The sequence below is a fragment of the Desulfovibrio desulfuricans DSM 642 genome, assembly GCF_000420465.1.
GTDB lineage: Bacteria > Desulfobacterota > Desulfovibrionia > Desulfovibrionales > Desulfovibrionaceae > Desulfovibrio > Desulfovibrio desulfuricans.
In genome coordinates this window covers 89,737-111,706 of sequence record NZ_ATUZ01000018.1, presented here as the reverse complement: position 1 = coordinate 111,706, position 21,970 = coordinate 89,737, and the positions used below count along the sequence as shown (strand labels likewise).

The following is a 21,970-nucleotide window of genomic DNA, read 5'->3' as shown; positions in this document are numbered from 1 at the left end:
TCTGCCAGAGGGCAGACGCATAAAAAGCGTATGGCCGCAAAAGGCCATCTGCGCGGAACCTATTCGCTCCGGGCATTGTTGTCAAAGGGTGGGATTTGAACTCTACTCTGCCGTATCGGCTTCAAATCCAGGTTTTCTGCGGTTTGGCTCGGCGGATTGTGCCATTTCGTCAAGAAAGTCATGCAAAAAACATATGGCGTCTACCGAAACGGATTCGCAAAGATGCGGTGGATCATTGGGGTGGATGCCGCCGGGCCGCAAAGCCTTGCAGGAGAGGCTGCCGAAGCGTTCAGTGAACAGGGCGGCAAACTGCGCGCACAGATCAACAATTTCTGATTCTTCCTTGCCCAGTTCTGCGCCGCGCAGGCCGATAAGCAGCAAGCCGCCCTCCACAAGGCCGCACTGCCCGCCAGTGCCTCCAGCGCCGTGGCAACCCACTGTGGCAGTGTATATCTGCGGGTGCAGCGGTTCTTTGAGAACGTTTTCCAGGCAGCGCAGGGTTGTGCGGGCGCAGTTGAGATCTCTGTCCCAATAGTAGTGGCGCACCAGGGCGGCCACTCTGTCATGCGTACTCATGGTTTTCCTCTCAGGTGCAGCAGTGTTTCCCATCTGGGAAGATCGACGTTCAGGTCAAGATATTCAGGTGGAAGGTGCAGAGGCGCTGCAGTTCGCAGCGCGCAGGCCACATCATCCACGCTGCCGGTGCGCGGCAGGCTGGCTACATCTTGCAGGGGGCAGAGGTCAAAGTCGTCTGTGGGCAGCATGGCCACCACGGGCAGCCCCTTGATGGCGGCTTCAAGCGCCACGGTGGTGGAATTGGAGGCCCAGACCACCACGCCGGGGGCAAGCTGGTCGGCAATGGGGCCGTCCACGACCTGCACGTCCAGCGCACGGCGGCCCAGCAGGGCGTGCAGCCTTTCCTGAACCGGCAGGTAGGGGTGCGGCTTTACGCGGATTTCCCAGCCGTCAAGCAGGCCTGCATGCAGCGAACGGGCAAGCAGGGCCAGATGGGCCTCGGTTTCGTCCGCAAAAAAGCTGGTTACGGCCAGCAATCGCCGGGGAGCAGGCGTGGAATTATGGCTCGCAGCAGTGGCATTTTGCGCGTCATTGTGGGCCAGATAGAGGTAACGCAGGGCTTCCACTTCGCCCAGCCGTTCGGCGGGCACTCCTGCCTCGCGCCACTGCGAGCAGGCGGACTGCCCGTTGCCCCGCACCATATCGGGCTGAAATTCTGCCAGTTCTCCCGTAAAGGTGCGCGGGTCGTCAAAATAGCGAAAGTCTGTGGGCCGGATGGTGGAGTGCTGCGCGCCGATGACGGGGCCGTTGTCTGCCTCGTGCATGGCCTGAGTGAGCATGCGTTCCCACGGGCAGTTCTCCAGCGGGAAGAGCGTCCAGCGCTGCGGGCCGGCCGTAGCGGCATATCGCTTGAATGCCCGGTGTTGCAGGCAGCGCTCAAGGCAACGCCAGCCCCGGAACGATTCCGCCCAGTAGGGGCCGAGGTAGGCCCAGAAATCAATCTGCGAGCCTGCAAAACGAAAGGCCGCGCGGGCTTCTTTTTCCAGCCGCAGGCTGGCAAGGCACAGGCGCGCGTAGCGGAACAGGGCGGCTATGAGGTCGCCTGTGGTCAGAAATTCTTCAAGATAATGAAAACTCGCGCCGTCCCTGCCTTCTCGGCGAAAGCGGTCGCGCAGGGCAATGCACTGGGCCAGACTGAGCTGGGGCGCGGGAAAGCGGATGAAAAGCCAGCGCACAAAGTGCCCGGCGGTCTGGGCATGCTTCCCGGCGCTCCCCTGTTCTTGCGCCTCCACCCCGGCGGTCGCGTTCAGCGCATCGTGCAGGCTCTCCCAATAGCGGGAACGATAGCGGCCATTTTCCGCTGCCTTCATGTCCACATTGGGAAAGTAGGTGGCGATGGTGGCAGCCTGCCCCTGAGCTGGCGGCAACGGGCTTTTGGCCGAAACGGGCGGCATGTGGCGGCGTACAGTCCACCACCAGTGGGCGTAGCGGGCCAGCGCGCGCAAGGGGGGAGGCGTTGCGTCATAAACCTTGCGCAGCAGACTGCGGGCTGGCTCAAGCGGAACCGGAGCTTCGCTGTTTTCTGCAAACAGCCTGTGGCCTGACTTGCACATGCGGGCCAGCGCATCGCGCAGGTCTTCATCCCCGCCAAAAACGCGCAGGGAGGCAAATCCGCCCTCGTCCATGAGGCGCTCAAGGGTGCGCAGCTTGTAAACAGTGTAGAGGCCGGGCGTCATTTTGGGATGGCGCTCGTACAGCAGCGAACACCACCACATGGAGAGCTTTTCGCCGCAACGCAGATGCTGCTGCACTTCGCGCCCGCCAACGCGCATGCGTCCCAAATCGTGTGCCCAGGCCATATGCTCGGCGCGGATGGTCGTCAGTTCATCGCGCAGGCGCGCAGACAGCGAAATTTCGCCATTGGGCGCTTCCCACCCGTCCCAGTGGGCAACAAGCCGTTCGGGCAGGGCCTGACCCGACTCTGTTTCGGCTTTGCCGCTGGGGCTGTAGCCCGGGGCCGTGCACAGCGCGCGTGCCGCATCCGGCAGTGCCGGGCCAATAACAAGAACAAGCTCTTTCATGCTGAACCCCTAACGCTCAATAATCCCGGCGTCATCCACCTCGGGCGCGGCGCTGGCCTCGTTGAGGGCTGCCCAGATGGCAAGCCCGTAGGGCGGCTGCAACACGCCTTTTTCGGTGATGATGCCGGTGATGAGTTCTGCCGGGGTTACGTCAAAAGCAAAATTGTATACGGGCACATCTGCGGGCGTAAGGCGCGTATCACCCACGTGGGTGACCTCGCGTTCCGGGCGCTGCTCAATGGGAATGCCGCTGCCGTCGGACGTTGTGGGGTCAATGGTGGAGAGCGGGGCAGCCACGTAGAAAGGAATATTGAAGTGCTTTGCCAGCAGGGCAACGCCATAGGTGCCGATCTTGTTGGCCGCGTCGCCGTTGGCGGCAATGCGGTCTGCCCCAACCACCACAGACTGCACGAGCCCCTTGCTCATGAGCAGCGCGCAGGCATTGTCGCAGGCAACAGTAACGGGGATATTGTCCTTGTGCAGTTCCCAGGCCGTGAGGCGCGCGCCCTGGAGGAAGGGCCGTGTTTCATCGGCAATAACCTTGATGCGTTTGCCCTGCTCCACAGCACCTCGAATAACCCCAAGCGCCGTGCCATAGCCCGCAGTGGCCAGGGCGCCAGCATTGCAGTGGGTGAGCACGGTGTCGCCGTCTTTCAGGCAATCCGCGCCAAAACGGCCCAGAGTCTTGCATGCTTCCACATCTTCGGCCTGCATTCTGGCGGCCTCGTCAAGAAAGGCCGCGAGCAGGGGGGCGCGGTCGCCGCGTCCGCTGTTCATGCCCTTCCACCAGCATCTGCGCATGCGTTCAACGGCCCAGCGCAGGTTTACGGCGGTGGGTCGGGCATTGGCAATGCGGTCGAGCAGTTCTTCAAGCTGGGTGGCCCAGCCGGGGCCGCTGGTTTCGTTCAGCGCAAGGGCGCAGCCCCAGGCCGCAGTGACGCCAATGGCCGGAGCCCCGCGCACAACCATGGTTTGTAACGCCGATACAATGTCGTCTGTATTGCGGCAGATCACTTCGGTTTCCTGCTCTGGCAGCAAGCGCTGGTCAAGCAGGTGCAGCGCAAGATTTTGCCTGTCAAAGCGAATATGATCTTCCATGGTTTGCCTCCGCAGGATTCGAGATATTTATCAAGGATACACAACTATGCGCTGAAGGCAAAGCGCAGTTGGCGGCATTTCGCCGTAAACCATATAAAAAACATGCCCCCTCAAGGGGTTCTGCGGCCCGCAATGCTTTACAAACAGGCGCGCGGCTGGCTATGCTGCGGCTTGACAAAATCGTTTCCGGCGCGATGTGAGCGCCCGGTAAACGCACGGGCTTCCTGTGGGGCTGCGCGGCAGGGTGGAGTCCATGCCTGCATGGTGCGGGCGTGACCTGTTGCGAGCGCATGGGACAGACTGCATGTCGATCAACTTAGGAGCTATCAGACATGGAAGAGTTTTCGCGGATTCGCCGCCTCCCCCCCTATGTTTTTGCGGTGGTGGGAGACCTCAAAATGCGGCTGCGTCGGCAGAATATCGACATCGTGGACTTCAGCATGGGCAATCCGGACATCGCAACGCCCGCACCCATCGTCGAAAAGCTTGTTGAGGCAGCACAGAAGCCGGTGAACCACCGCTACTCGCTTTCGCGCGGTATTCCGAACCTGCGCAAAGCCATCTGTGATCGCTATGCCCGCCACTACGGCGTGCAGCTCGACCCTGACAGCGAAGCCATCGTGACCCTGGGTTCCAAGGAAGGCCTGGCCCACCTTTCGCTGGCTATTCTTGAGCCCGGCGATGTGGTGCTCGCACCCGACCCGACCTACCCCATCCACAAGTACGCGCCCATCATTGCAGGCGCGGACGTGCGCAGCGTGCCCATCGGCCCTGGCCGCAACTTTTTTGAAGACCTTGAGGCCGCCATGCGTCAGGCCTGGCCCAAGCCCAAGGTGCTTTTCATCTGCTATCCGCACAACCCCACCACCGAAGTGACGGATCTGGAATTCTTCCAGAAGATTGTGGACTTCGCCAAGGAAAACCACATCTGGGTTGTGCATGATCTGGCTTACGCCGATCTGGTATTTGACGGCTACAAGGCCCCCAGCTTTTTGCAGGCCAAGGGCGCCAAGGATGTGGGCGTGGAATTCTACTCCCTGTCCAAGAGCTATTCCATGCCAGGCTGGCGCGTGGGGTTTGCCGTGGGCAACAAGGATCTTATTCATGCCCTGGCGCGCATCAAGAGCTATCTGGATTACGGCATGTTCCAGCCCATCCAGATTGCCTCCACCGTGGCCCTCAACGGCCCCGAAGACTGCGTGCACCAGATCCGCGATGTATATCAGGAACGGCGCGACCGCCTCATCGAAGGCCTGAACCGCATCGGCTGGGAAACACCTTCGCCCAAGGCGACCATGTTTGTGTGGGCGCACATTCCCGAACCCTTCCGCAAGATGGGCTCCGTGGAATTCTCCAAGCTGCTGTTGCAGGAGGCCCACGTGGCTGTTTCGCCTGGCCTGGGCTTCGGCTCCTACGGCGACGAATACGTGCGTTTTGCCCTGATTGAAAACGATCAACGCACGCGGCAGGCTATTAGCAGTATGCGGCGGTTGTTGTCGGGCGTCTCCGACTAAACCTGTTTCGCACTCCGCGCCTTTTTGCTTCCGGCGGCGTCAGGCGGTCTTTTTATTCCGGTCGAGTACCATCAGAGTACACTCCCTGCATAAAAAGCCCGCATTCCTTGCCGGAAGGCAAAAATCCGCAGGATGGCAAAACAGGTTTTGGAAGCATCATTTGTCCCCTGGACAGCCTGAAACGGGTCGTTTTCTTGCCAGGGAACAAAATTTCGCTTTCAAAAGCCGTTTTTTCGGACGGTAAGAAGCGAGGTCCGAATTACTGAAATCGGCGGGGTCGGGAGGTTTTCCGGCCCCGCCGCAGCAACCATAAGGCCGCACATGGCCAACAACCGCGCAGGCCCGCGGCGGACAGACCGGGGTTAGGCAGCAGATTCGGAGGCGACATGACAAAGAACAGCGATAAACCCCTGGTAGTGGGCCTTGCCGGATTCGGCACCGTGGGCGGCGGCCTTGTGCGTCTGCTTGACGAAAACGCCGATCTTATTCGCCGCCGTTGCGGGCGCGACATCGTGCTCAAAAAGGTGCTTGTGCGCAACGCCACCAAGGCCCGCAGCGCCCCGTTGCCAGCCGGAACCGAGCTAACCACCGATTACCGCGCGCTTACCGATGATCCTGAAATTGACGTGCTGGTGGAACTGATCGGCGGCATCGACAATGCCCGCACCATCATCGACCGCGCCCTTGATCAGGGCAAGCACATCGTCACCGCCAACAAGGCCCTGCTGGCCGAGGAAGGTCTGGCCCTGTTCCAGAAGGCTGACCGCAAAAAGCGCATCCTGCGCTACGAAGCCAGCGTGGCCGGGGCCATCCCCATTGTGGAAACGCTGAAGGAAAGCCTCACGGGCAACCGGATTGAATCGCTCATGGGCATTCTCAACGGCACCAGCAACTATATTTTGTCTGAAATGACCAGCAATGGCATGGATTTTGACGTTGCGCTCAAGCAGGCCCAGCAGCTGGGCTATGCCGAGGCCGATCCCACGCTGGACATTGACGGTCATGATGCCGCCCACAAGCTTATTCTGCTTATCCGTCTGGCCTACGGGGTGCACTATCCCTACACGGCCCTTTCGGTGCGCGGCATTCGCGGGCTTTCTGGCATGGATATCCGCCTTGCGCGCGAATTTGGCTACCGCATCAAGCTCATTGGTCAGGTGCGCGAGGTGCCCGGCGCCGAGGGTGCTGAGGGTGAAGGCAACATCCGGCTTGAGGCCGGGGTGTTCCCCGCCCTAGTGTACCACAAATTTTTGCTTGCCCGCGTGGGCGGCGTGTACAACGCCGTGCGGGTGGACGCCAACGCTTCCGGCCCGCTGTTTTTCCACGGGCGCGGCGCGGGCGATCTGCCCACAGCCGGGGCCGTGCTGGGCGATCTGCTGGCTGTTGCCCGCGATGAACGCCCCAACAACACCGGCTTTGTGGGCAAGGAATTGCCCAAGGCCTCCATCGTGCCGCCGGAAGAATGGCGCTCGTGCTACTATGTGCGCGTCATGGTGCAGGACACCCCCGGCGTGCTGCGTGATCTTTCGGGCTGCATGGCCGCCGAGGGCATCAGCATGGCTCAGGTCATCCAGAAGAGCGATGAAGGCAACGGCGTGCCGCTGGTCTTCATGACCCACGAAACCACGGCCCGCGCCATGAGCGACGCCCTCCAGCGCACCATGGACGCCGGCCTGCTCAAGGAACCCGCGGTGTACTTCCGCGTGTTGGGAGGAGCATGATAATTTTTGATGAACCATACGTCTCGCCAGAGCTGCTCGACTACGCGGCAGCCCGGCGGGAACCGGTGCTCGACAATGCTGTGGCGCGGGACTTGTCCCGCGCCCGCGCGCTTTCTGGCGCAGCGCCCCTGAACCTCATACCGGAAGCGGAATTTGCGGCCCAGGGCCGGAAGCCCTGCCCGGACTGCGCGCCCCCGCGCATCTATACCTGCTCGGAAAATTCCCTGGCCTGGGTTTGCGACCATGTGGACAATGCCGAGCTTGTCAGCGGCATTGAAAAGCTCAAGAACAAGGCCAGGACCCGCGAGTTGCTGCGCCCCCTCTACGATGATTATTTCTATCGCAGACTCAGCCTTGATGCCCTGCGCCACCTGCCTTTTGAAGAACTGCGCCTGCCCTGCGTGGTCAAGCCTTCTGTGGGCTTTTTCAGCCTGGGCGTGCGCATTGTGCGCACCCGCGAAGACTGGCAGGCCGCCCTTGCCGTCATTGAGCAGGAAGCAACGCACTGGCGCGAGCAGTATCCAGACAGCGTGGTGGACAGCGAAGACTGGCTCATCGAGGAATACATTGACGGCGATGAATACGCCGTGGATGTGTACTTTGACGCACAGGGGCAGGCCGTGATCTGCAACATCCTGCGGCACGAATTTGCTTCCGCTTCGGACGTGAGCGACCGCCTGTACTACACGGGCGCTTCTGTGGTACGCTCACACCTTGCGGAGTTCGAGGCATGGTTCAACAAGGTTAACTCCTTGCTGGGTCTGCGGAATTTTCCCACCCATGTGGAGCTGCGGCGTGACGCCCAGGGACGTATACGGCCCATAGAATTCAATGCCCTGCGTTTTGCGGGCTGGTGCTGCACGGACGTCACCCTGTTTTCCTGGGGCTTCCACACCTACGGCTGCTTTCTGGAAGGGCGGCGGCCTGATTGGGACAAGGCTCTGGCAGGGCGCGAAGGCAAGCTCTACACCCTCATTGTGCTGAACAAGCCGGAAAACTGCCCGCCCGTGCGCAACTTTGATTACGAGGCATTGAGCCGGGGCTTTGCCCGTGTGCTGCATGTGCGCAAAAGCGATTTCACGCGCTACGGGCTGTTTGGTTTTCTCTTTACCGAAACGCCGGAAAACCAGCGTGAAGAGCTGGGCCGCATAGCCCGCTCCGACCTGCTGGAATTCACAAGTTGAGGCAGCCGTGGAAACTCTCGAAATAAGCACCCGCAGCCGTTGCGAGATGGTCGACATCACGGCGGAGCTACGCTCGCTGGTGCGTCGCAAGGCCGCAGATGGCCGCTGGCAGAGCGGCGCTCTGGCTCTGTTTTGCCCGCACACCACTTGCGGCCTCACGGTCAACGAAGGCGCAGACCCTGACGTGCGGCGCGACATGCTGGCCTTTTTTAGCCGCCTTGCTCCGGAGCATGGCGATTACCGCCACGCTGAGGGCAACAGTGATGCCCACATAAAAACCACCCTGCATGGGCCATCCCTCCTGCTGATTGTGGAGAAGGGCGAACTGTGCCTTGGCACCTGGCAATCTGTTTACCTGTGCGAGGGCGACGGCCCCCGCCGACGCAACCTGTGGCTGCAATGGCTGAAGTCCGACGACTAGAGCATTTCGTGGCAAGGATTTTTCAGGAAAATCCTTGCGGAGCAGTTAACCCATTCCATTCGTTAACAGCTCTAGAGCGGGCATTCAGCTGTTTGCGGCCTGCCTTTTCATGGCCTCAAAGGAGCACAATCCATGCCCCATGACGTAGATCTTATTCTTACGCTTGCCGGGGGGCTTTCCGCCGCTCTGGTTCTTGGTTTTATCACGCAGAAACTGCGCCTTTCCCCGCTTGTGGGCTATCTGCTCGCAGGCATCATCGTAGGCCCTCACTCCCCCGGCTTTGTGGCCGATGCGTCCACGGCGGCCCAGTGCGCGGAGATCGGCGTTATCCTGCTGATGTTTGGCGTGGGCCTGCATTTTCACCTCAAGGATCTGCTGGCCGTGGGGGCCATTGCCACTGGCGGCGCAGCGGCGCAGATATCGCTGGCAACGCTGGCAAGCATGGGGCTGTTGCATTTTTTCGGCTTTGATCTGCTGTCCGGCGCGGTCTACGGCATGGCTATTTCTGTTGCCAGCACCGTGGTGCTTACCCGTGTACTTGCCGATAACCATGACCTGCACAATACCACCGGGCATGTGGCCCTGGGCTGGCTGGTGGTGGAAGATATCTTTACCATCCTGCTGCTTGTGCTCCTGCCTTCGGTTCTTTCTCCGGGCGGCGAATTCTGGAGCGCCCTGGGCATGACCCTGCTCAAACTGGCGGCGCTCTCCGTGTTTACGCTTGTGGCCGGGCAAAAGCTTATCCCGTTGTTTCTGGGCTATGTTGCCCGCACGGGAACCCGCGATCTGTTTACCCTTGCGGTGCTGGCTCTGGCCCTTGGCATTGCCGTGGCGGCGGCGGAGTTTTTTGGAGCGTCCATGGCGCTTGGCGCTTTTTTGGCTGGCATGGTTGTAGGGCAGTCCGAGTTCAGCGCCCGTGCCGCCGCCGAAGCCCTGCCCCTGCGCGATGCCTTTGCCGTGCTGTTTTTTGTGTCTGTGGGCATGCTCTTTGATCCCGCCTCGCTGGCGCAGGACTGGCCCCTCATGCTGGCGACTCTTTTTGTCATCATGATTGTGAAGCCCCTTGGGGCGCTGCTGATGACAAGTTTGTTCCGCAAGCCTCTCAAGCTGGGGCTGCCCGTGGCCGCCTCCCTGTCGCAGGTGGGTGAATTTACTTTTATTCTTGCGGGTCTTGGCATCAGCCTTGGGGTTTTTGACCAGAGGGTGAACAATGCGCTCATTCCTGCGGCCATCATTTCCATCACGTTCAACCCCATGCTGTACCGCAAGGCCAAGGATCTGGGGCTGTGGTGGGAGAAGCGCAAGCGCGGCAACGTTGCCGAACCTTCGGCCTGCCTGATCGTGCCGGACGAAGGCACCCGAGGGCGGGTGGTTGTGGTGGGCTACGGCCCCGTTGGCCGCAGTTGCTGCCGCATTTTGCAGGACAGCCGCATGCTGCCCGTGGTTGTGGAAATGAATATCGACACTGTGCGGCTTTTGCGCAGCGAAGGGGTACCCGTGGTGCACGGCGATGCCATGCAGGCCGAAGTGCTGCGCGAAGCTGGCCTGGAAAAGGCCGAGGCGCTGCTGCTGACAACCCCCAGCATCCCTGCTGGCGAAGTGACGCCCATAGCGCGCGCGGTCAATCCGCATGCGCGCATTCTGGCGCACACAGCTTTTGTGAGCGAGGCCCGCTCACTGCGCGAGAAAGGCGTGGATGCTGTGTTCAGCGGCGAGCGTGAAGTTGCGCTGGCCATGGCGGAGTACTTGCTGCGTTCGGCGGGTGCGCCGGAAGCGTATGTGCAGACGGAACTGGAACGTGTGCGCGAGAAGCTCGACTAGTCGCGGTTCGCACAAGGCTCTTTTGTTCTCTGGCTGCGTCAGAACGTTTTTTAGCTTCAGTCGAGTACCTTTTTTGTACACTCCTTGCGCAAAAAAACGTTCTTCCTTGCCGGAGAGCAAAATTTCTCTTGTGTGAACCGCGACTGCCGTTACTGTTGGTTGCTGTCCTGAAACGGGCCTTTTCCTTGTTAAAGGACAAAAGCCATCTTTTTAAACGTAAATCTTTGATAGAGAAAAAATTACGCCGAAATTGTAGTGTATTAACGTGCATCGCAAAGAAAAATCACAAGACTTCAATCATCTTCACCGCCTTACACCGCAGTGAAGCCAGCGCCCGGAATGTTGTCATGATTATCCATATCGACATGGATGCCTTTTTTGCATCGGTAGAGCAGATGGACGACCCGTCCCTGCGCGGCAAGCCCGTTATTGTGGGCGGCGAGCAGAGGGGCGTGGTTTCCACCTGTTCTTACGAGGCGCGCATTTTTGGGGTGCATTCGGCCATGCCCATGGCAACGGCGCGCAGGCTTTGCCCGCAGGCCATTGTGGTGCGTGGGCGATACGCGCGCTATGCCGAGCTTTCGCGGGCGGTCATGGCGGCCCTTGGCGAGTTTTCGCCTCTTGTGGAACAGGCCAGTGTGGATGAGGCCTACGTGGATGCCACAGGCCTTGAACGTCTGTTCGGCTCGCTGGAAGAGCTGCTCTTGCGCATCAAGGAGCGTGTGCGTGAGGCCACAGGCGGACTCACCTGTTCCGCCGGGGCCGCGCCGGTGAAATTCCTTGCCAAGATATGTTCAGACATCAACAAGCCCGATGGCATCTTTATCCTGCGTCCCGAAGAAGTGGACGCCTTTCTGGCGACCCTGCCCGTGGGCAAGATTCCCGGCGTGGGCAAGCGCATGGTTGAGAGTCTGCAAGGTCTGGGCGTGAGAACGGTGGGGCAGTTGCGCCGCTACAGTCTGGATTTCATGCTGCGCAAATACGGCAAGTGGGGCGGTGTGCTGTATGAGCGCGTGCACGGGCGCGACCCGCGCGGCATAGAAACCGAGCGCGCCGCCAAGAGCGAAAGCGCCGAATGCACCTTTAATGAGGACACGCGCGACCGGGATTTTTTGCAGCGCATGTTGCTGGCCCATGCAGAGCGCGTGGGTGCCTCGCTACGGCGGCATGGCTACAGGGGCCGCACGGTGACGCTCAAGGTCAAGTATACGGATTTCAGGCAGGTTACCCGATCGCGCACCCTGCCGGAGGGCATAAACGCCACGGAAACCATTTTTGAGGTGGGCTGCGCCCTGCTGCGCGAGCTGCCCCTGCCGCAGCCTGTGCGGCTTATCGGCCTTGGGGTTTCAGGTTTTGACGCGCCTGTGGCGCAACTGGTCTTGCCGGGCGCGGTCAAGCCCGCAACGCAGGGGCTGGACCCGCAGGTCGAGGCCAGAAGGCAAAAACTTGATGCCGCGCTGGACGATCTGCGCAGCCGCTTTGGCAAAAAGGCCGTGCAGCGCGGGCGGCTGTTTACGCCTGCGGAAAAAAAGACCGCTGCCGCGCCTGTCCAGAGCAGCGCTGGGGATGCCGATGCGGCGGATGCAAACGAATCTGATCGTGAGGAGTAGGCGGCTTTAAGCGTTTGCCTGACCTTGCCGCGCAAACAGGGCCATGTATTCCTGATTGCCCTTGGGCCCCTTGATGGCTGCGGGCAGCACACCCTGACAGGCAAGGCCCAGATTGGCCTGGGTGAAGAGCAGAATTTTGTCCACCGCACGCTGGCGGGCGGCCTCATCGCGCACCACGCCCTTGACGGTTTCGCCGGGGCCAAGCTCAAACTGGGGTTTGATGAGCGTGGCGAGCATGCCGCCGGGTTTGAGCCAGGGCATGCACGAGGGCAGCACGAGGGTGAGCGAAATAAAGGAAACGTCCGCGACCACCAGATCAACCATCTCGGGGATAAGGCTCTGCTCCGCATGGCGCAGGTTGACGCCTTCAAGGTTCACTACGCGATCATCGGCGCGCAGGCGTTCGTGCAACTGGTTTTTGCCCACATCCACGGCATAGACGCGTTTGGCCCCCCTTTGCAGCAGGCAGTCCGTAAAGCCGCCGGTGGAAGCGCCCGCGTCCAGACACACAAAGCCGGTCACGTCCAGCGTGAAATGCTCGAGGATGGTCAAAAGCTTGTAAGCGCCACGGCTCACGTAGCGTTCCGGCTCCAGCAGGGCAAAAACCGTGTCCGCGGCAAAAGGATGCCCCGGCTTGGGCACAACCTGCGGCGGCGCGCCGGGAACTGTCTGCTCAAGGATGATTTTGCCCGCCATGATAAGGCGGCGGGCCTGTTCGCGGCTTTCCGCAAGGCCCTGCTCAAATACAAGCTGGTCGGCGCGTTGTCTGGGTGATTTAGGCATGGGGGTCTTATAGCTGCTTGCCGCATCAACCACAAGACTGCCCCAAGCCTGCCCCGTAAGGGGCAGTCAAAAGGCTTGCGGCAGGCCCATCGCAAGAGGCTGTAAAGCCATTTTATGCTCAACCCCGTCCGGCGGACTTGCCAAAGCCGCAAAAGAGGGCTATATAGCTTGCCCTTGTGCGGTACTGCGCCGCGCCAAGGGTAAAACGCGCGGGCGTCCGAATTGCTGTAAAAGCTGGATTATGCCGCGTTCACGAGGTAGCTGCCATGAAAAATGATATCCATCCCAAAGTGTTCAACGCCACCATCACCTGCGCCTGCGGCAATGAAGAGCATGTGCTCTCCACCAAGGGCGAACAGGTTAGCGTGGAAGTTTGCTCCGCTTGCCATCCTTTCTTCACCGGCAAGCAGCGCTTTCTTGATACCGCTGGTCGTATTGACCGCTTCCGCAAGAAGTACGCCAAGTTTGATCAGTAGTAAGCTTGGGTCGGGCCTTTACCGGGACTCCAGCACTGGCATGACGCCCGAAAGTTCGCGGTGGGCAGGCTCGCAGCAAATCGCCCCGCGCGCAAAGCGCGCGAGCGGTGTGTTGCAGCTTGCCCTCGCTCTTTTGAATGCGGAATGCGCCCCGGTGGGCGGGCAGGCCGTCATGGAAGGCGTGATGATGCGTCACGGTGATGTCTACGGACTGGCTGTTCGCCAGACCGACGGCGTCATTCGTGCCATGCGCTGTCCGTGGTTTTCGCTTACCCGCAGCCCCTGGCTCAAAAAGCCCTTTGTGCGGGGCTTCCCTGTGCTGCTGGAAACGCTGGTCAACGGCATCAAGGCTCTCAACCGCTCGGTTGAAGCTGTGGCCCAGAGCGAGCAGGAGGAAATCTCCGGCTGGCATCTGGTGCTTACGCTGATTCTGGCCCTGCTGATGGCAGTGGGCCTTTTTGTGGTTGTGCCGCACCTGCTCTCGCTGGTGATGCTCTGGGCGCGGCTTGGCGGCGATGTGGAAGGGCTTTCGTTCCACCTCTGGGACGGCTTTTTCAAGTGCTGCATCTTCATGGGGTATATCAAGGCAATTTCGTATGTGCCTGATATTCGCCGTGTTTTTCAGTATCACGGGGCAGAACACAAAACCATCCACGCCTACGAAGCTGGGGGGGATGTGGATGCTGCCGCCGCCATGGGCAAAAGCCGCCTGCATCCGCGCTGCGGAACCACGTTTTTGCTGTTTGTCATCAGCATTTCCATATTGCTGCATGCGGTGCTGGTTCCCCTGATGCTGAGCATTTACACGCCGCAGGGCGAGGTTGCCAAGCATGCCCTCACAATTGGCGTCAAGCTGCTGCTGATGGTGCCCATCAGCGCGTTGGCCTATGAGCTTATACGCTACGCTGCCAAACTGCCCGAAGGGCTTTTGGCAACGGTGCTGCGCGCGCCGGGGCTGGCCCTCCAGCGGCTCACCACCTACGAGCCTGACGAAAGCCAGCTTGAGGTGGCCGTGGTGGCCCTGCGTGAAGCCCTTGGCCCGGATGATGGCGCGAAGGTGCGCACCGTAGCCTACACCACGGAATAGCGCTTATTGCCGTCTTTTTCTGCCGCCTTTGCGGCAGATGCTGTACATGGGCCTGTTGCCTGGCATGCTGCTTGCGGCATGGCTGCGCGCCCGATTTCCGTTTTTTCCGCCCACAGCGTGTTGGAGACACCTATGTTCGCCAAATTGGAAGGTCTGGAAAAGAAATTCATGGAGCTGGAGCATTCCCTGGCTGAGCCGGACGTGTTCAACGATCAGGAACACTACCGCAAGCTCACCAAGGCCCATGCCGATCTGCGCGACATTGTGGGAATGTACCGCCGTCACAAGGCGCTGTTGCAGGAGCAGGCCGAAAACAAGCTGCTGCTGCGCGATGAAGATCCGGAAATGCGCGAGCTTGCCCATGAAGACCTGCGTCGCATTGAAAAGGAATTGCCCGAGGTGGAGCAGGAGCTCAAGCTCATGCTGCTGCCCAAGGATCCGCTGGACGAAAAGAACACCATTCTTGAAATCCGCGCCGGTACTGGCGGCGAAGAAGCGGCCCTGTTTGCCGCCGATCTGTTCCGCATGTATTCGCGCTATGCCGAAGTAAAGGGCTGGAAGGTGGAACTCATGAGCGAATCGCCCTCTGAGTCGGGCGGCCTCAAGGAAGTTATCTGCCTTATCAGCGGCAACAAGGTGTACAGCCGCCTCAAGTTCGAGGCTGGCACCCACCGTGTGCAGCGCGTGCCCGCCACAGAAGCCCAGGGACGCATCCACACCTCTGCCGCCACAGTGGCCGTTATGCCCGAAGCGGAAGAAGTGGACGTGGAAATCCGCCCCGAAGACCTGCGCATTGATATTTACCGGGCTTCCGGCGCTGGCGGCCAGCACGTCAACAAGACGGAATCGGCGGTGCGCATCACGCACTTGCCCACCAATACCGTTGTGACCTGTCAGGACGAACGCTCGCAGCACAAAAACAAGGCCCGCGCCATGAAGGTGCTTGCTTCGCGCATTCTGGCCGCCGAGCGTGAACGCTATAATTCGGAAATTTCCGCCGACCGCAAGTCGCAGGTGGGTTCCGGCGACCGTTCCGAGCGCATCCGCACCTACAATTTCCCGCAGGGGCGTTGCACGGATCACCGCATCAACCTGACCCTGTATTCTTTGGACCGCATCATGGAAGGCGAAATCGATCCTCTGATTGAGGCCCTGAGCACGGTGGCGCAAGCCGATGCACTCAAGGCGCAGGCTTCTGATTAATCGTCCCGCCTTAGTATGGCTAGCTACTAAAAACGCCCGCAATTTGCGGGCGTTTTTTGCGTCTGCGTGGCGGGCATCCACGCGGCAGGCAATGCACTTATGCTGACTGGTCGGGCAGCCGCAGCATGCCCTCGCGGATGATAAAGGCGATCACGGCCTCAATGCCGGCGCCGGAAAGCATTTCGGTGAGAACATAGGGGCGTTCGCCGCGCATGCGGCGGGTGTCCCGCTCCATCACATCCAGCGAGGCATGCACCATGGGCGCGAGGTCAACCTTGTTGATGATGAGCAGGTCGGACTTGGTGATACCGGGGCCACCCTTGCGCGGGATTTTGTCCCCGCCGCTCACGTCTATGACATAGATGGTCAGATCTGCAAGTTCCGGGCTGAACGTGGCGGAGAGGTTGTCCCCGCCGCTTTCCACCAGCACCAGCTCAAGGCCGGGATGGCGCGCCTGAAGCTCTTCAATGGCCTGAATATTCATGGAGGCGTCTTCGCGGATGGCAGTGTGCGGGCAGCCGCCCGTTTCAACGCCGATGATGCGGTCGGCCTCAAGGGCGTTATGACGCAGCAGAAATTCCGCATCTTCGCGGGTATAAATGTCGTTGGTGACGACAGCCATGTTGTAGTGCTTGCGAAGGCGCATGCACAGGTGGCGCAAGAGGGCCGTTTTGCCGGAACCCACAGGGCCGCCAACGCCCACACGCAGGCAGGGTCTATTGGTCATGACGTTCAACTCCTGAAAAGTCGGGTGTATTGTCGTTCGTGCCCGGCGCTGCACAGGGCAAGGCCGGGGAGGCTGGAGCCTATGTCCTCATCGGGCAGGGCCGCTGCCTGAGCCACCAGTTGCGGCACGGCAGGCATGAACTCCAGCAAAAGTTTTTGCGCGGCGGTCTGGCCCAGAGGCACTGTTTTGCAGGCCACGGCCACCTGATTTTGCAGCCAGCTCCACACATAGGCGCAGGCCGCGTCCATCCCGGCGCGCTGCAGCGCGGCAGGATCGCAATAAGGCTCCATGCTGCGGACGTGCTGGTCGAGCATGACGGCGGCAACAGCAAAACAGGCCGTGTATCCCGCGTTGTCAGGCAGCGGCCAGTGCGGCAGCATGTCCTGATCGTGCAAAATGCGGCGCAGGGCGCGGCCCATCTGGATTTCTTCCTGCCACAGTTCACGGCTTTCGCGTCCGGCAAGCATAAGGGCGTTCCAGTGGGCCAGCGCACCGGCATCTGCACTGCTTGCTGCCCCGTGCATGCGCAGCAAAAGGGGCAGGTCGTTGCGCGCAAGGCCGAGGCGCAGCACGCCCCAAAGCCAGCGGCGCACGCCTTCCGCAGTGCCTGCCTGCCCCCGTTCCACAGCGGCGGCAAGGCCCTGCGACCAGGCAAAGCCGCCCACGGGCAGGGATTGCCCCGCCAGATAGAGCAGGGCTGTCAGGCCAAACTGCGGCCCATTCCATGCCGGGTGGCTACAGCCACGGCCAGCATGCGGCCCGGTTTGCCCTGCGGCATCCTCCGCCTGCGCATGTGTCGCACACTGTTGAACATGTTGAGCAAGGCAGGTTCCGCCTGCCAGAGCCCTTGCCGGAGGCGGCAGCTCGGATGCCAAGTCAGTCGCCAGTCCGGTAGCCAATTCAGCCATGACTGTGACCGTGCCCGCCGTAGGCTCCGCCCTCGGGTACAAAGGGGAGATTTTCGCGCCGCAGCCGCAGACCCAGATTTTCCGCCAGTTCTTCAAGCACGTGGTCGGGCATGAAGCGCAGCCATTTGTGCCCAAGCTGCAAGGCGGCGTGGCGGTTGCCAATGTGATAGCAGGCGCGTGCCAGGGTTTCCCAGTTGGGGGCAATGCCCGTCACCACGGGTTCCGCGCCGTTGCGTACAATTGCCAGCACGTCCCCGGCGCGCAGAATATCGCCCTCGCGCAGAACCTGCCCGCGCGTGAGAAACAGGCCCGCTTCTTCGCCGCTGTCCAACCGCAGCCGCTGACGGCATTTGCCGCGTTGCTCCCAGGTCAGGGTGAGGGTGGCCGTAGGCTCCAGGTTGTTGCGCTGCCCCATGTTTTCGGTAAATTCCAGCATGGTCGCTCCTTGGGTGGTTTGCCTAGAACAAAAAATACCGTTGCGCCAGCGGCAGCACTTCTGCCGGAGCGCAGGTGAGTATTTCGCCGTCAGCGCGGACTTCATAGGTTTGCGGATTCACGGCAATGGCCGGGGTGGCGCTGTTGAGCAAAAGGTCGCTCTTGCACAGTGTGCGCGTGCCCCGGCAGGAGGAAAGCCCGCGCAGCAGACCCAGCTCCCGCAGCCGTCCCTCGCCGCCGTTTTCCATGAAGGCACGCGAAACAAAGCTCAGGCTGGCGGCAGCCGCAGCCTGCCCCAGCGCGCCAAACATGGGCCGGTAGTGCATGGGTTGCGGCGTGGGGATGGAGGCGTTGGCATCGCCCATGGGCGCGGCGGCTATCTGCCCGCCCTTGATGACCAGCGAAGGTTTGACCCCAAAGAAGGCGGGCTTCCACAGCACGAGGTCGGCCAGAAGGCCGGGGGCCACTGCGCCAATGGCGTGGGAAAGGCCGTGGGTAACGGCAGGATTGCAGGTGTACTTGGCCAGATACCGGCGCACGCGAAAGTTGTCGTTGCCGTGCCCTCGGTCTTCGGGCAGGGGGCCGCGCTGCACCTTCATCTTGTGGGCGGTCTGCCACGCGCGGGTGATGACCTCGCCCACGCGGCCCATGGCCTGCGAGTCTGAGGAAATCATGGAGATCACGCCCATGTCCTGCAAGATATCCTCCGCGGCAATGGTTTCGCGCCGGATGCGCGAATCGGCAAAGGCCGCGTCCTCTGGCAGGGAGGGGTTGAGGTGGTGGCAAACCATGAGCATGTCCAGATGCTCGTCCACGGTGTTCACGGTATAGGGTCGGGTGGGATTGGTGGACGAGGGCAGCACGTTGGGCAGGGAGCAGGCGCGCAGAATGTCGGGTGCGTGGCCGCCGCCTGCGCCTTCCGTGTGGTAGGTGTGGATGGTGCGGCCACGGAACGCGGCCAGCGTGTCTTCCACAAAGCCCGCCTCATTGAGCGTGTCGGTATGGATGGCGACCTGTACATCGTATTCGTCAGCCACGGTAAGGCAGGTGTCGATGGCAGCGGGGGTGGTGCCCCAGTCTTCGTGCAGTTTCAGGCCGCAGGCGCCCGCCTCGAGCTGCTCGCGCAGGGCATCGGGCATGGCGGCATTGCCCTTGCCCAGAAATCCAAAGTTCATGGGCAGTGCGTCTGTGGCGGCCAGCATGCGTTCCAGATGCCAGGGGCCGGGGGTGCAGGTGGTAGCGTTGGTGCCCGTGGCGGGGCCGGTGCCGCCGCCAAGCATGGTGGTGATGCCGCTGGCCAGGGCTTCTTCCACCTGTTGCGGGCAGATAAAATGGATGTGCGAGTCCATGCCGCCAGCGGTGAGCAGGCAGCCTTCCCCTGCAATGATTTCCGTGCCGGGGCCGATGATCACGTCCACATCGGGCTGCACATCGGGGTTTCCAGCCTTGCCGATGGCGGCAATGCGCCCGTCGCGTATGCCAAGATCAGCCTTGATGATGCCCAGCGCCGCATCCATGATGACGGCATTTGTGATGACGGTGTCCATAGCGCCGTCAGCATTGCTGATCTGGCTCTGGCCCATGCCATCGCGAATGACCTTGCCGCCGCCAAAACAGACTTCATCGCCATAGACTGTGTGGTCGCGCTCAATTTCGATCCACAGTTCCGTGTCCGCAAGGCGGATGCGGTCGCCCGTGGTGGGGCCGTAGAGTTCGGCATACTGGCTTCTGGGAATGCGGATCATGCTTTTTCCTCCCTGGGGGCTTCGGCATCAAGCGCCCCCATGATCTGGGCGCGAAAGCCAAACACGCGCCGTGCCCCGGCGTAGGGCACAAGGCGCACCTCGCGTTTCTGCCCCGGCTCAAAACGCACGGCGGTTCCGGCGGGTATGTCGAGCCGCATGCCGCGCGCGGATTCGCGGGCAAAGGTAAGAGCCGGGTTTACTTCAAAAAAATGGTAGTGCGAACCCACCTGAATGGGCCTGTCGCCGGTATTGGAAACTTCCAGCACAACTTCCTGCCCTTCCGAGAGTGCGTTGAGGGTTATTTCGCCCTCAGCGATATGAAATTCACCGGGAATCATGCGTCCCCCTTGTGTGTTCGTGTACGTTGCCGCGTTCGTTGTCGTGTACGGCTTGCCCGTGGTCGGCCCTGATTACAGAATGGGGTCGTGCACCGTCACAAGCTTGGTGCCGTCAGGAAAGGTGGCCTCCACCTGCACTTCGTGGATCATCTCGGGTACGCCGTCCATGACGTCCTCGCGCGTGAGCAGGTTGCGGCACGAACCCATAAGTTCGGCCACGCTTTGCCCATCGCGCGCGCCTTCAAGCACGGCCAGGCTGATGTAGGCCACAGCCTCGGGGTAATTGAGCTTGAGGCCCCGGGCCTTGCGCCTCTCTGCCAGCAGCCCGGCGGTGAAAAGCAGCAGCTTGTCTTTTTCTCTGGGCAGAAGTTCCATGTTGCCTCCAGTATATGCGGCATGCCGCAAGAGTTCCTTGAAATTTATATTGGCGCAGCTCGGCTAGCAGTCTCAATAGCAGCCCGGCTGTGAAAAACACCCTTAAAAAGCTCCGTACCAGATGCGCGGCATGTGCGGCGGGCAACCGGTCAGCGCGGGCCGCAGCAGGTTCCAGGTTGTCAGCAACAGGCTGCGCGCTTCTTCCATATCCGGCCCCAGATAGCGCACCACAAGCACCCCGCCGCGCACGGTGGCTCCGGCCCGTTCCCCCATGTGGGCAGACAGGGGAACGGGCTTGGCCTGGACGGAAATATCGCTTGCAGCGGGGCTTTGCCCTCCAGATGCATCATCAGGAGTGCCATCTGGCGCATCATCAAAGTCGCAGTTGGGCGAGAGCATGTTTTGCAGCGTGGTGCAGCATGCTTCCAGCGCGGCAAGGTCTTGCCCGTCATCCGCTCCGCGTCCCACGGCAAAGAGGGTGGCGGAGACCGCCTGATCATCCAGACCACAGGCGCATTTTTGCAGGGCATCGCCGCCTTCAAAGCGCAGCACTTCATGCAGCAGGGGCAGGCCCTCGCGAGTGAGGATGAGGCTTTGGCGCACGCTGCCGTGGGTAAAGCTCTCGTTGGCGGCAGGGCGGCCAAGGCAGATCATTTCCCAGCCAATACAGGCGCTGGCATTGTCCAGCTCCACCGATGTGCGCATCTCGGCCCGCGCCCCGTCATAGATGATGGTTTCACGCGGCAGCCATTCCAGCATGCCGCCCGCAACGTTCAGGTCTGTGGTCTGACGCTGCGCCACATTATGTTCATCCGCAGCGTAGAATTTGGAGGCAGAAGGGGCGGTGAGCAGGGCGTGCGCGCCTTGCGCAAGCCGCACGGCAAGGCTCAGATCGTCGCCGCTCACAAGGCCGCCCGGCGGGTGCAGCAGGCAGCAGTGGCAGGGCTGGAACGCCTGCGCCCGGCCCGGCGCATTGGCTGGCGCAGCTTCGGGATAGAAGGGCCGCTGCACGCGCAAAGGCCCGCTGAACTGCATTTTTGCCAGCGTGGTACGTCCCTGCCGCACCGCAAAATCCAGCTCCATGCGCGCGCTCCAGCGGCGGTCAGGCGTAAAGCAGTGACCGTGGAGATTGCCGGCAGGGTTTGCGGTGTTGGCAGACATGCAGTTCCTCTTGGATTCCGTGGCGGGAATCAGACGCTCAGAAAGGCTTTGACGGTTGCATCGTCCAGGCCGTGCATGCCGCCCTGCGAAACGATGTGCCCGCGATCCATAATCATATAGGTATCTGCCATGCGGCGGGCAAAAGGCACTTTCTGCTCCACCAGCAGCACGGTGAGGCCCATTTCCTCGTTGAGTCTGCGAATGGTTGTGGCGATGTCGCGCACAATGTTGGGCTGGATGCCCTCGGTTGGTTCGTCCAGAATGAGCAGACGCGGCTCCAGCGTGAGCGCCCGGGCAATGGCAAGCTGTTGCTGCTGCCCGCCGGAAAGATCGCCGCCCCTCCGATGCATCATTTCGCCCAGCACGGGGAAAAAGTCAAAGATGAACGGAGGAATGGCCCCGGCCTTGTCCTTGCGCATGGGCAGGGAAAGCTCCATGTTTTCACGCACGGTCAGCAGGGGGAAGATTTGGCGGCCCTGAGGCACATAACCGATGCCCAGGGCCGCACGGCGCTCCACAGGCAGAGGAAGCAAGTCCGTTCCTTCAAGGAGAATATGACCGGAGCGCGCGGGCAGCACGCCCATGATGCACTGAAGCAATGTGGTTTTGCCCACGCCGTTGCGGCCCATGAGGCAGGCGCACGAACCGGCCTTTACCTCAAGGTTGACGTCGCGCAGGATGTGGCTTTCGCCATAATACTGATTGAGACCTTTGATATGCAGCATTACGCTCCTCCTGGAGCATGAGGCTCGAAAATTGGCAGTTT

The 21,970-nt window shown here is 61.2% G+C and carries 21 protein-coding genes; 9 read left to right on the top strand and 12 right to left on the bottom strand.

The window, feature by feature from the left end:
• Positions 1-102: 102 nt before the first annotated feature.
• The 3 genes from G449_RS17260 to mtnA are packed head-to-tail and all read right to left on the bottom strand — an operon-like array spanning position 103 to position 3,695.
• Complete coding sequence (locus G449_RS17260; RefSeq protein ID WP_081640579.1) at positions 103-576, bottom strand: C-GCAxxG-C-C family (seleno)protein; 474 nt, start codon at positions 574-576, stop codon at positions 103-105.
• Positions 573-2,597 carry a TIGR04326 family surface carbohydrate biosynthesis protein gene (locus tag G449_RS0113965; protein WP_022659939.1) on the bottom strand — a complete coding sequence of 675 codons (2,025 nt, stop codon included), beginning with the start codon at positions 2,595-2,597 and terminating at the stop codon, positions 573-575. The genes G449_RS17260 and G449_RS0113965 overlap by 4 nt, the downstream gene beginning before the upstream one ends.
• Positions 2,598-2,606: 9 nt before the next feature.
• A complete protein-coding gene (gene mtnA, locus G449_RS0113960; protein WP_022659938.1) occupies positions 2,607-3,695 on the bottom strand; it encodes an S-methyl-5-thioribose-1-phosphate isomerase in 1,089 nt (362 codons plus the stop codon).
• A gap of 332 nt (positions 3,696-4,027) precedes the next feature.
• Here mtnA and G449_RS0113955 point away from each other — a divergent pair, with 332 nt between their 5' ends.
• From G449_RS0113955 to G449_RS17255, 6 genes are all read left to right on the top strand, one after another.
• The gene (locus G449_RS0113955) at positions 4,028-5,209 is read left to right on the top strand and encodes an aminotransferase class I/II-fold pyridoxal phosphate-dependent enzyme (RefSeq protein WP_022659937.1); all 1,182 of its coding nucleotides are present in this window, start codon (positions 4,028-4,030) and stop codon (positions 5,207-5,209) included.
• Positions 5,210-5,595: 386 nt separating this feature from the next.
• Positions 5,596-6,930 (top strand): homoserine dehydrogenase, encoded by a 1,335-nt coding sequence (locus G449_RS0113950; RefSeq protein ID WP_022659936.1) that lies wholly within the window; start codon positions 5,596-5,598, stop codon positions 6,928-6,930.
• Complete coding sequence (locus G449_RS0113945; protein WP_022659935.1) at positions 6,927-8,114, top strand: ATP-grasp domain-containing protein; 1,188 nt, start codon at positions 6,927-6,929, stop codon at positions 8,112-8,114. Before G449_RS0113950 ends, G449_RS0113945 begins: the two co-directional genes overlap by 4 nt.
• 7 nt (positions 8,115-8,121) lie before the next feature.
• Entirely contained in the window at positions 8,122-8,535 is a 414-nt protein-coding gene (locus tag G449_RS0113940; protein WP_022659934.1) for a secondary thiamine-phosphate synthase enzyme YjbQ, read from the top strand.
• A 132-nt stretch (positions 8,536-8,667) separates the two neighbouring features.
• On the top strand, positions 8,668-10,356 hold the full coding sequence (locus G449_RS0113935; RefSeq protein WP_022659933.1) for a cation:proton antiporter: 1,689 nt from the start codon (positions 8,668-8,670) through the stop codon (positions 10,354-10,356).
• A gap of 347 nt (positions 10,357-10,703) precedes the next feature.
• On the top strand, positions 10,704-11,966 hold the full coding sequence (locus G449_RS17255; RefSeq protein ID WP_022659932.1) for a DNA polymerase IV: 1,263 nt from the start codon (positions 10,704-10,706) through the stop codon (positions 11,964-11,966).
• A 6-nt stretch (positions 11,967-11,972) separates the two neighbouring features.
• Here the strand turns inward: G449_RS17255 and G449_RS0113925 are convergent, their stop codons facing one another.
• Complete coding sequence (locus tag G449_RS0113925) at positions 11,973-12,749, bottom strand: TlyA family RNA methyltransferase (protein WP_022659931.1); 777 nt, start codon at positions 12,747-12,749, stop codon at positions 11,973-11,975.
• A gap of 266 nt (positions 12,750-13,015) precedes the next feature.
• Here G449_RS0113925 and rpmE point away from each other — a divergent pair, with 266 nt between their 5' ends.
• From rpmE to prfA, 3 genes are all read left to right on the top strand, one after another.
• The gene (gene rpmE / locus G449_RS0113920; protein ID WP_022659930.1) at positions 13,016-13,225 is read left to right on the top strand and encodes a 50S ribosomal protein L31; all 210 of its coding nucleotides are present in this window, start codon (positions 13,016-13,018) and stop codon (positions 13,223-13,225) included.
• A 172-nt stretch (positions 13,226-13,397) separates the two neighbouring features.
• Positions 13,398-14,312: a DUF1385 domain-containing protein gene (locus G449_RS0113915; protein ID WP_034605777.1), complete on the top strand. Its 915-nt coding sequence runs from the start codon at positions 13,398-13,400 to the stop codon at positions 14,310-14,312.
• A 132-nt stretch (positions 14,313-14,444) separates the two neighbouring features.
• Positions 14,445-15,515: a peptide chain release factor 1 gene (gene prfA, locus G449_RS0113910; RefSeq protein WP_027181030.1), complete on the top strand. Its 1,071-nt coding sequence runs from the start codon at positions 14,445-14,447 to the stop codon at positions 15,513-15,515.
• A gap of 97 nt (positions 15,516-15,612) precedes the next feature.
• Here prfA and ureG read toward each other — a convergent pair whose 3' ends face one another.
• From ureG to urtE, 8 genes are all read right to left on the bottom strand, one after another.
• Positions 15,613-16,242, bottom strand: coding sequence for an urease accessory protein UreG (gene ureG, locus G449_RS0113905; protein WP_022659927.1), 630 nt, complete (start codon positions 16,240-16,242; stop codon positions 15,613-15,615).
• A 5-nt stretch (positions 16,243-16,247) separates the two neighbouring features.
• A complete protein-coding gene (locus G449_RS0113900; protein WP_022659926.1) occupies positions 16,248-17,150 on the bottom strand; it encodes an urease accessory protein UreF in 903 nt (300 codons plus the stop codon).
• Entirely contained in the window at positions 17,143-17,586 is a 444-nt protein-coding gene (gene ureE / locus G449_RS0113895; RefSeq protein WP_022659925.1) for an urease accessory protein UreE, read from the bottom strand. The genes G449_RS0113900 and ureE overlap by 8 nt, the downstream gene beginning before the upstream one ends.
• A gap of 22 nt (positions 17,587-17,608) precedes the next feature.
• Positions 17,609-19,330 (bottom strand): urease subunit alpha, encoded by a 1,722-nt coding sequence (ureC, locus tag G449_RS0113890; RefSeq protein ID WP_022659924.1) that lies wholly within the window; start codon positions 19,328-19,330, stop codon positions 17,609-17,611.
• Positions 19,327-19,668 (bottom strand): urease subunit beta, encoded by a 342-nt coding sequence (locus G449_RS0113885; protein ID WP_022659923.1) that lies wholly within the window; start codon positions 19,666-19,668, stop codon positions 19,327-19,329. The genes ureC and G449_RS0113885 overlap by 4 nt, the downstream gene beginning before the upstream one ends.
• A gap of 72 nt (positions 19,669-19,740) precedes the next feature.
• Positions 19,741-20,043, bottom strand: a complete 303-nt coding sequence (ureA, locus tag G449_RS0113880) for an urease subunit gamma (RefSeq protein ID WP_022659922.1) — start codon at positions 20,041-20,043, stop codon at positions 19,741-19,743.
• A gap of 102 nt (positions 20,044-20,145) precedes the next feature.
• A complete protein-coding gene (locus G449_RS0113875; protein WP_022659921.1) occupies positions 20,146-21,204 on the bottom strand; it encodes an urease accessory protein UreD in 1,059 nt (352 codons plus the stop codon).
• A 29-nt stretch (positions 21,205-21,233) separates the two neighbouring features.
• Entirely contained in the window at positions 21,234-21,929 is a 696-nt protein-coding gene (gene urtE, locus G449_RS0113870; protein ID WP_022659920.1) for an urea ABC transporter ATP-binding subunit UrtE, read from the bottom strand.
• Positions 21,930-21,970 lie beyond the last annotated feature (41 nt).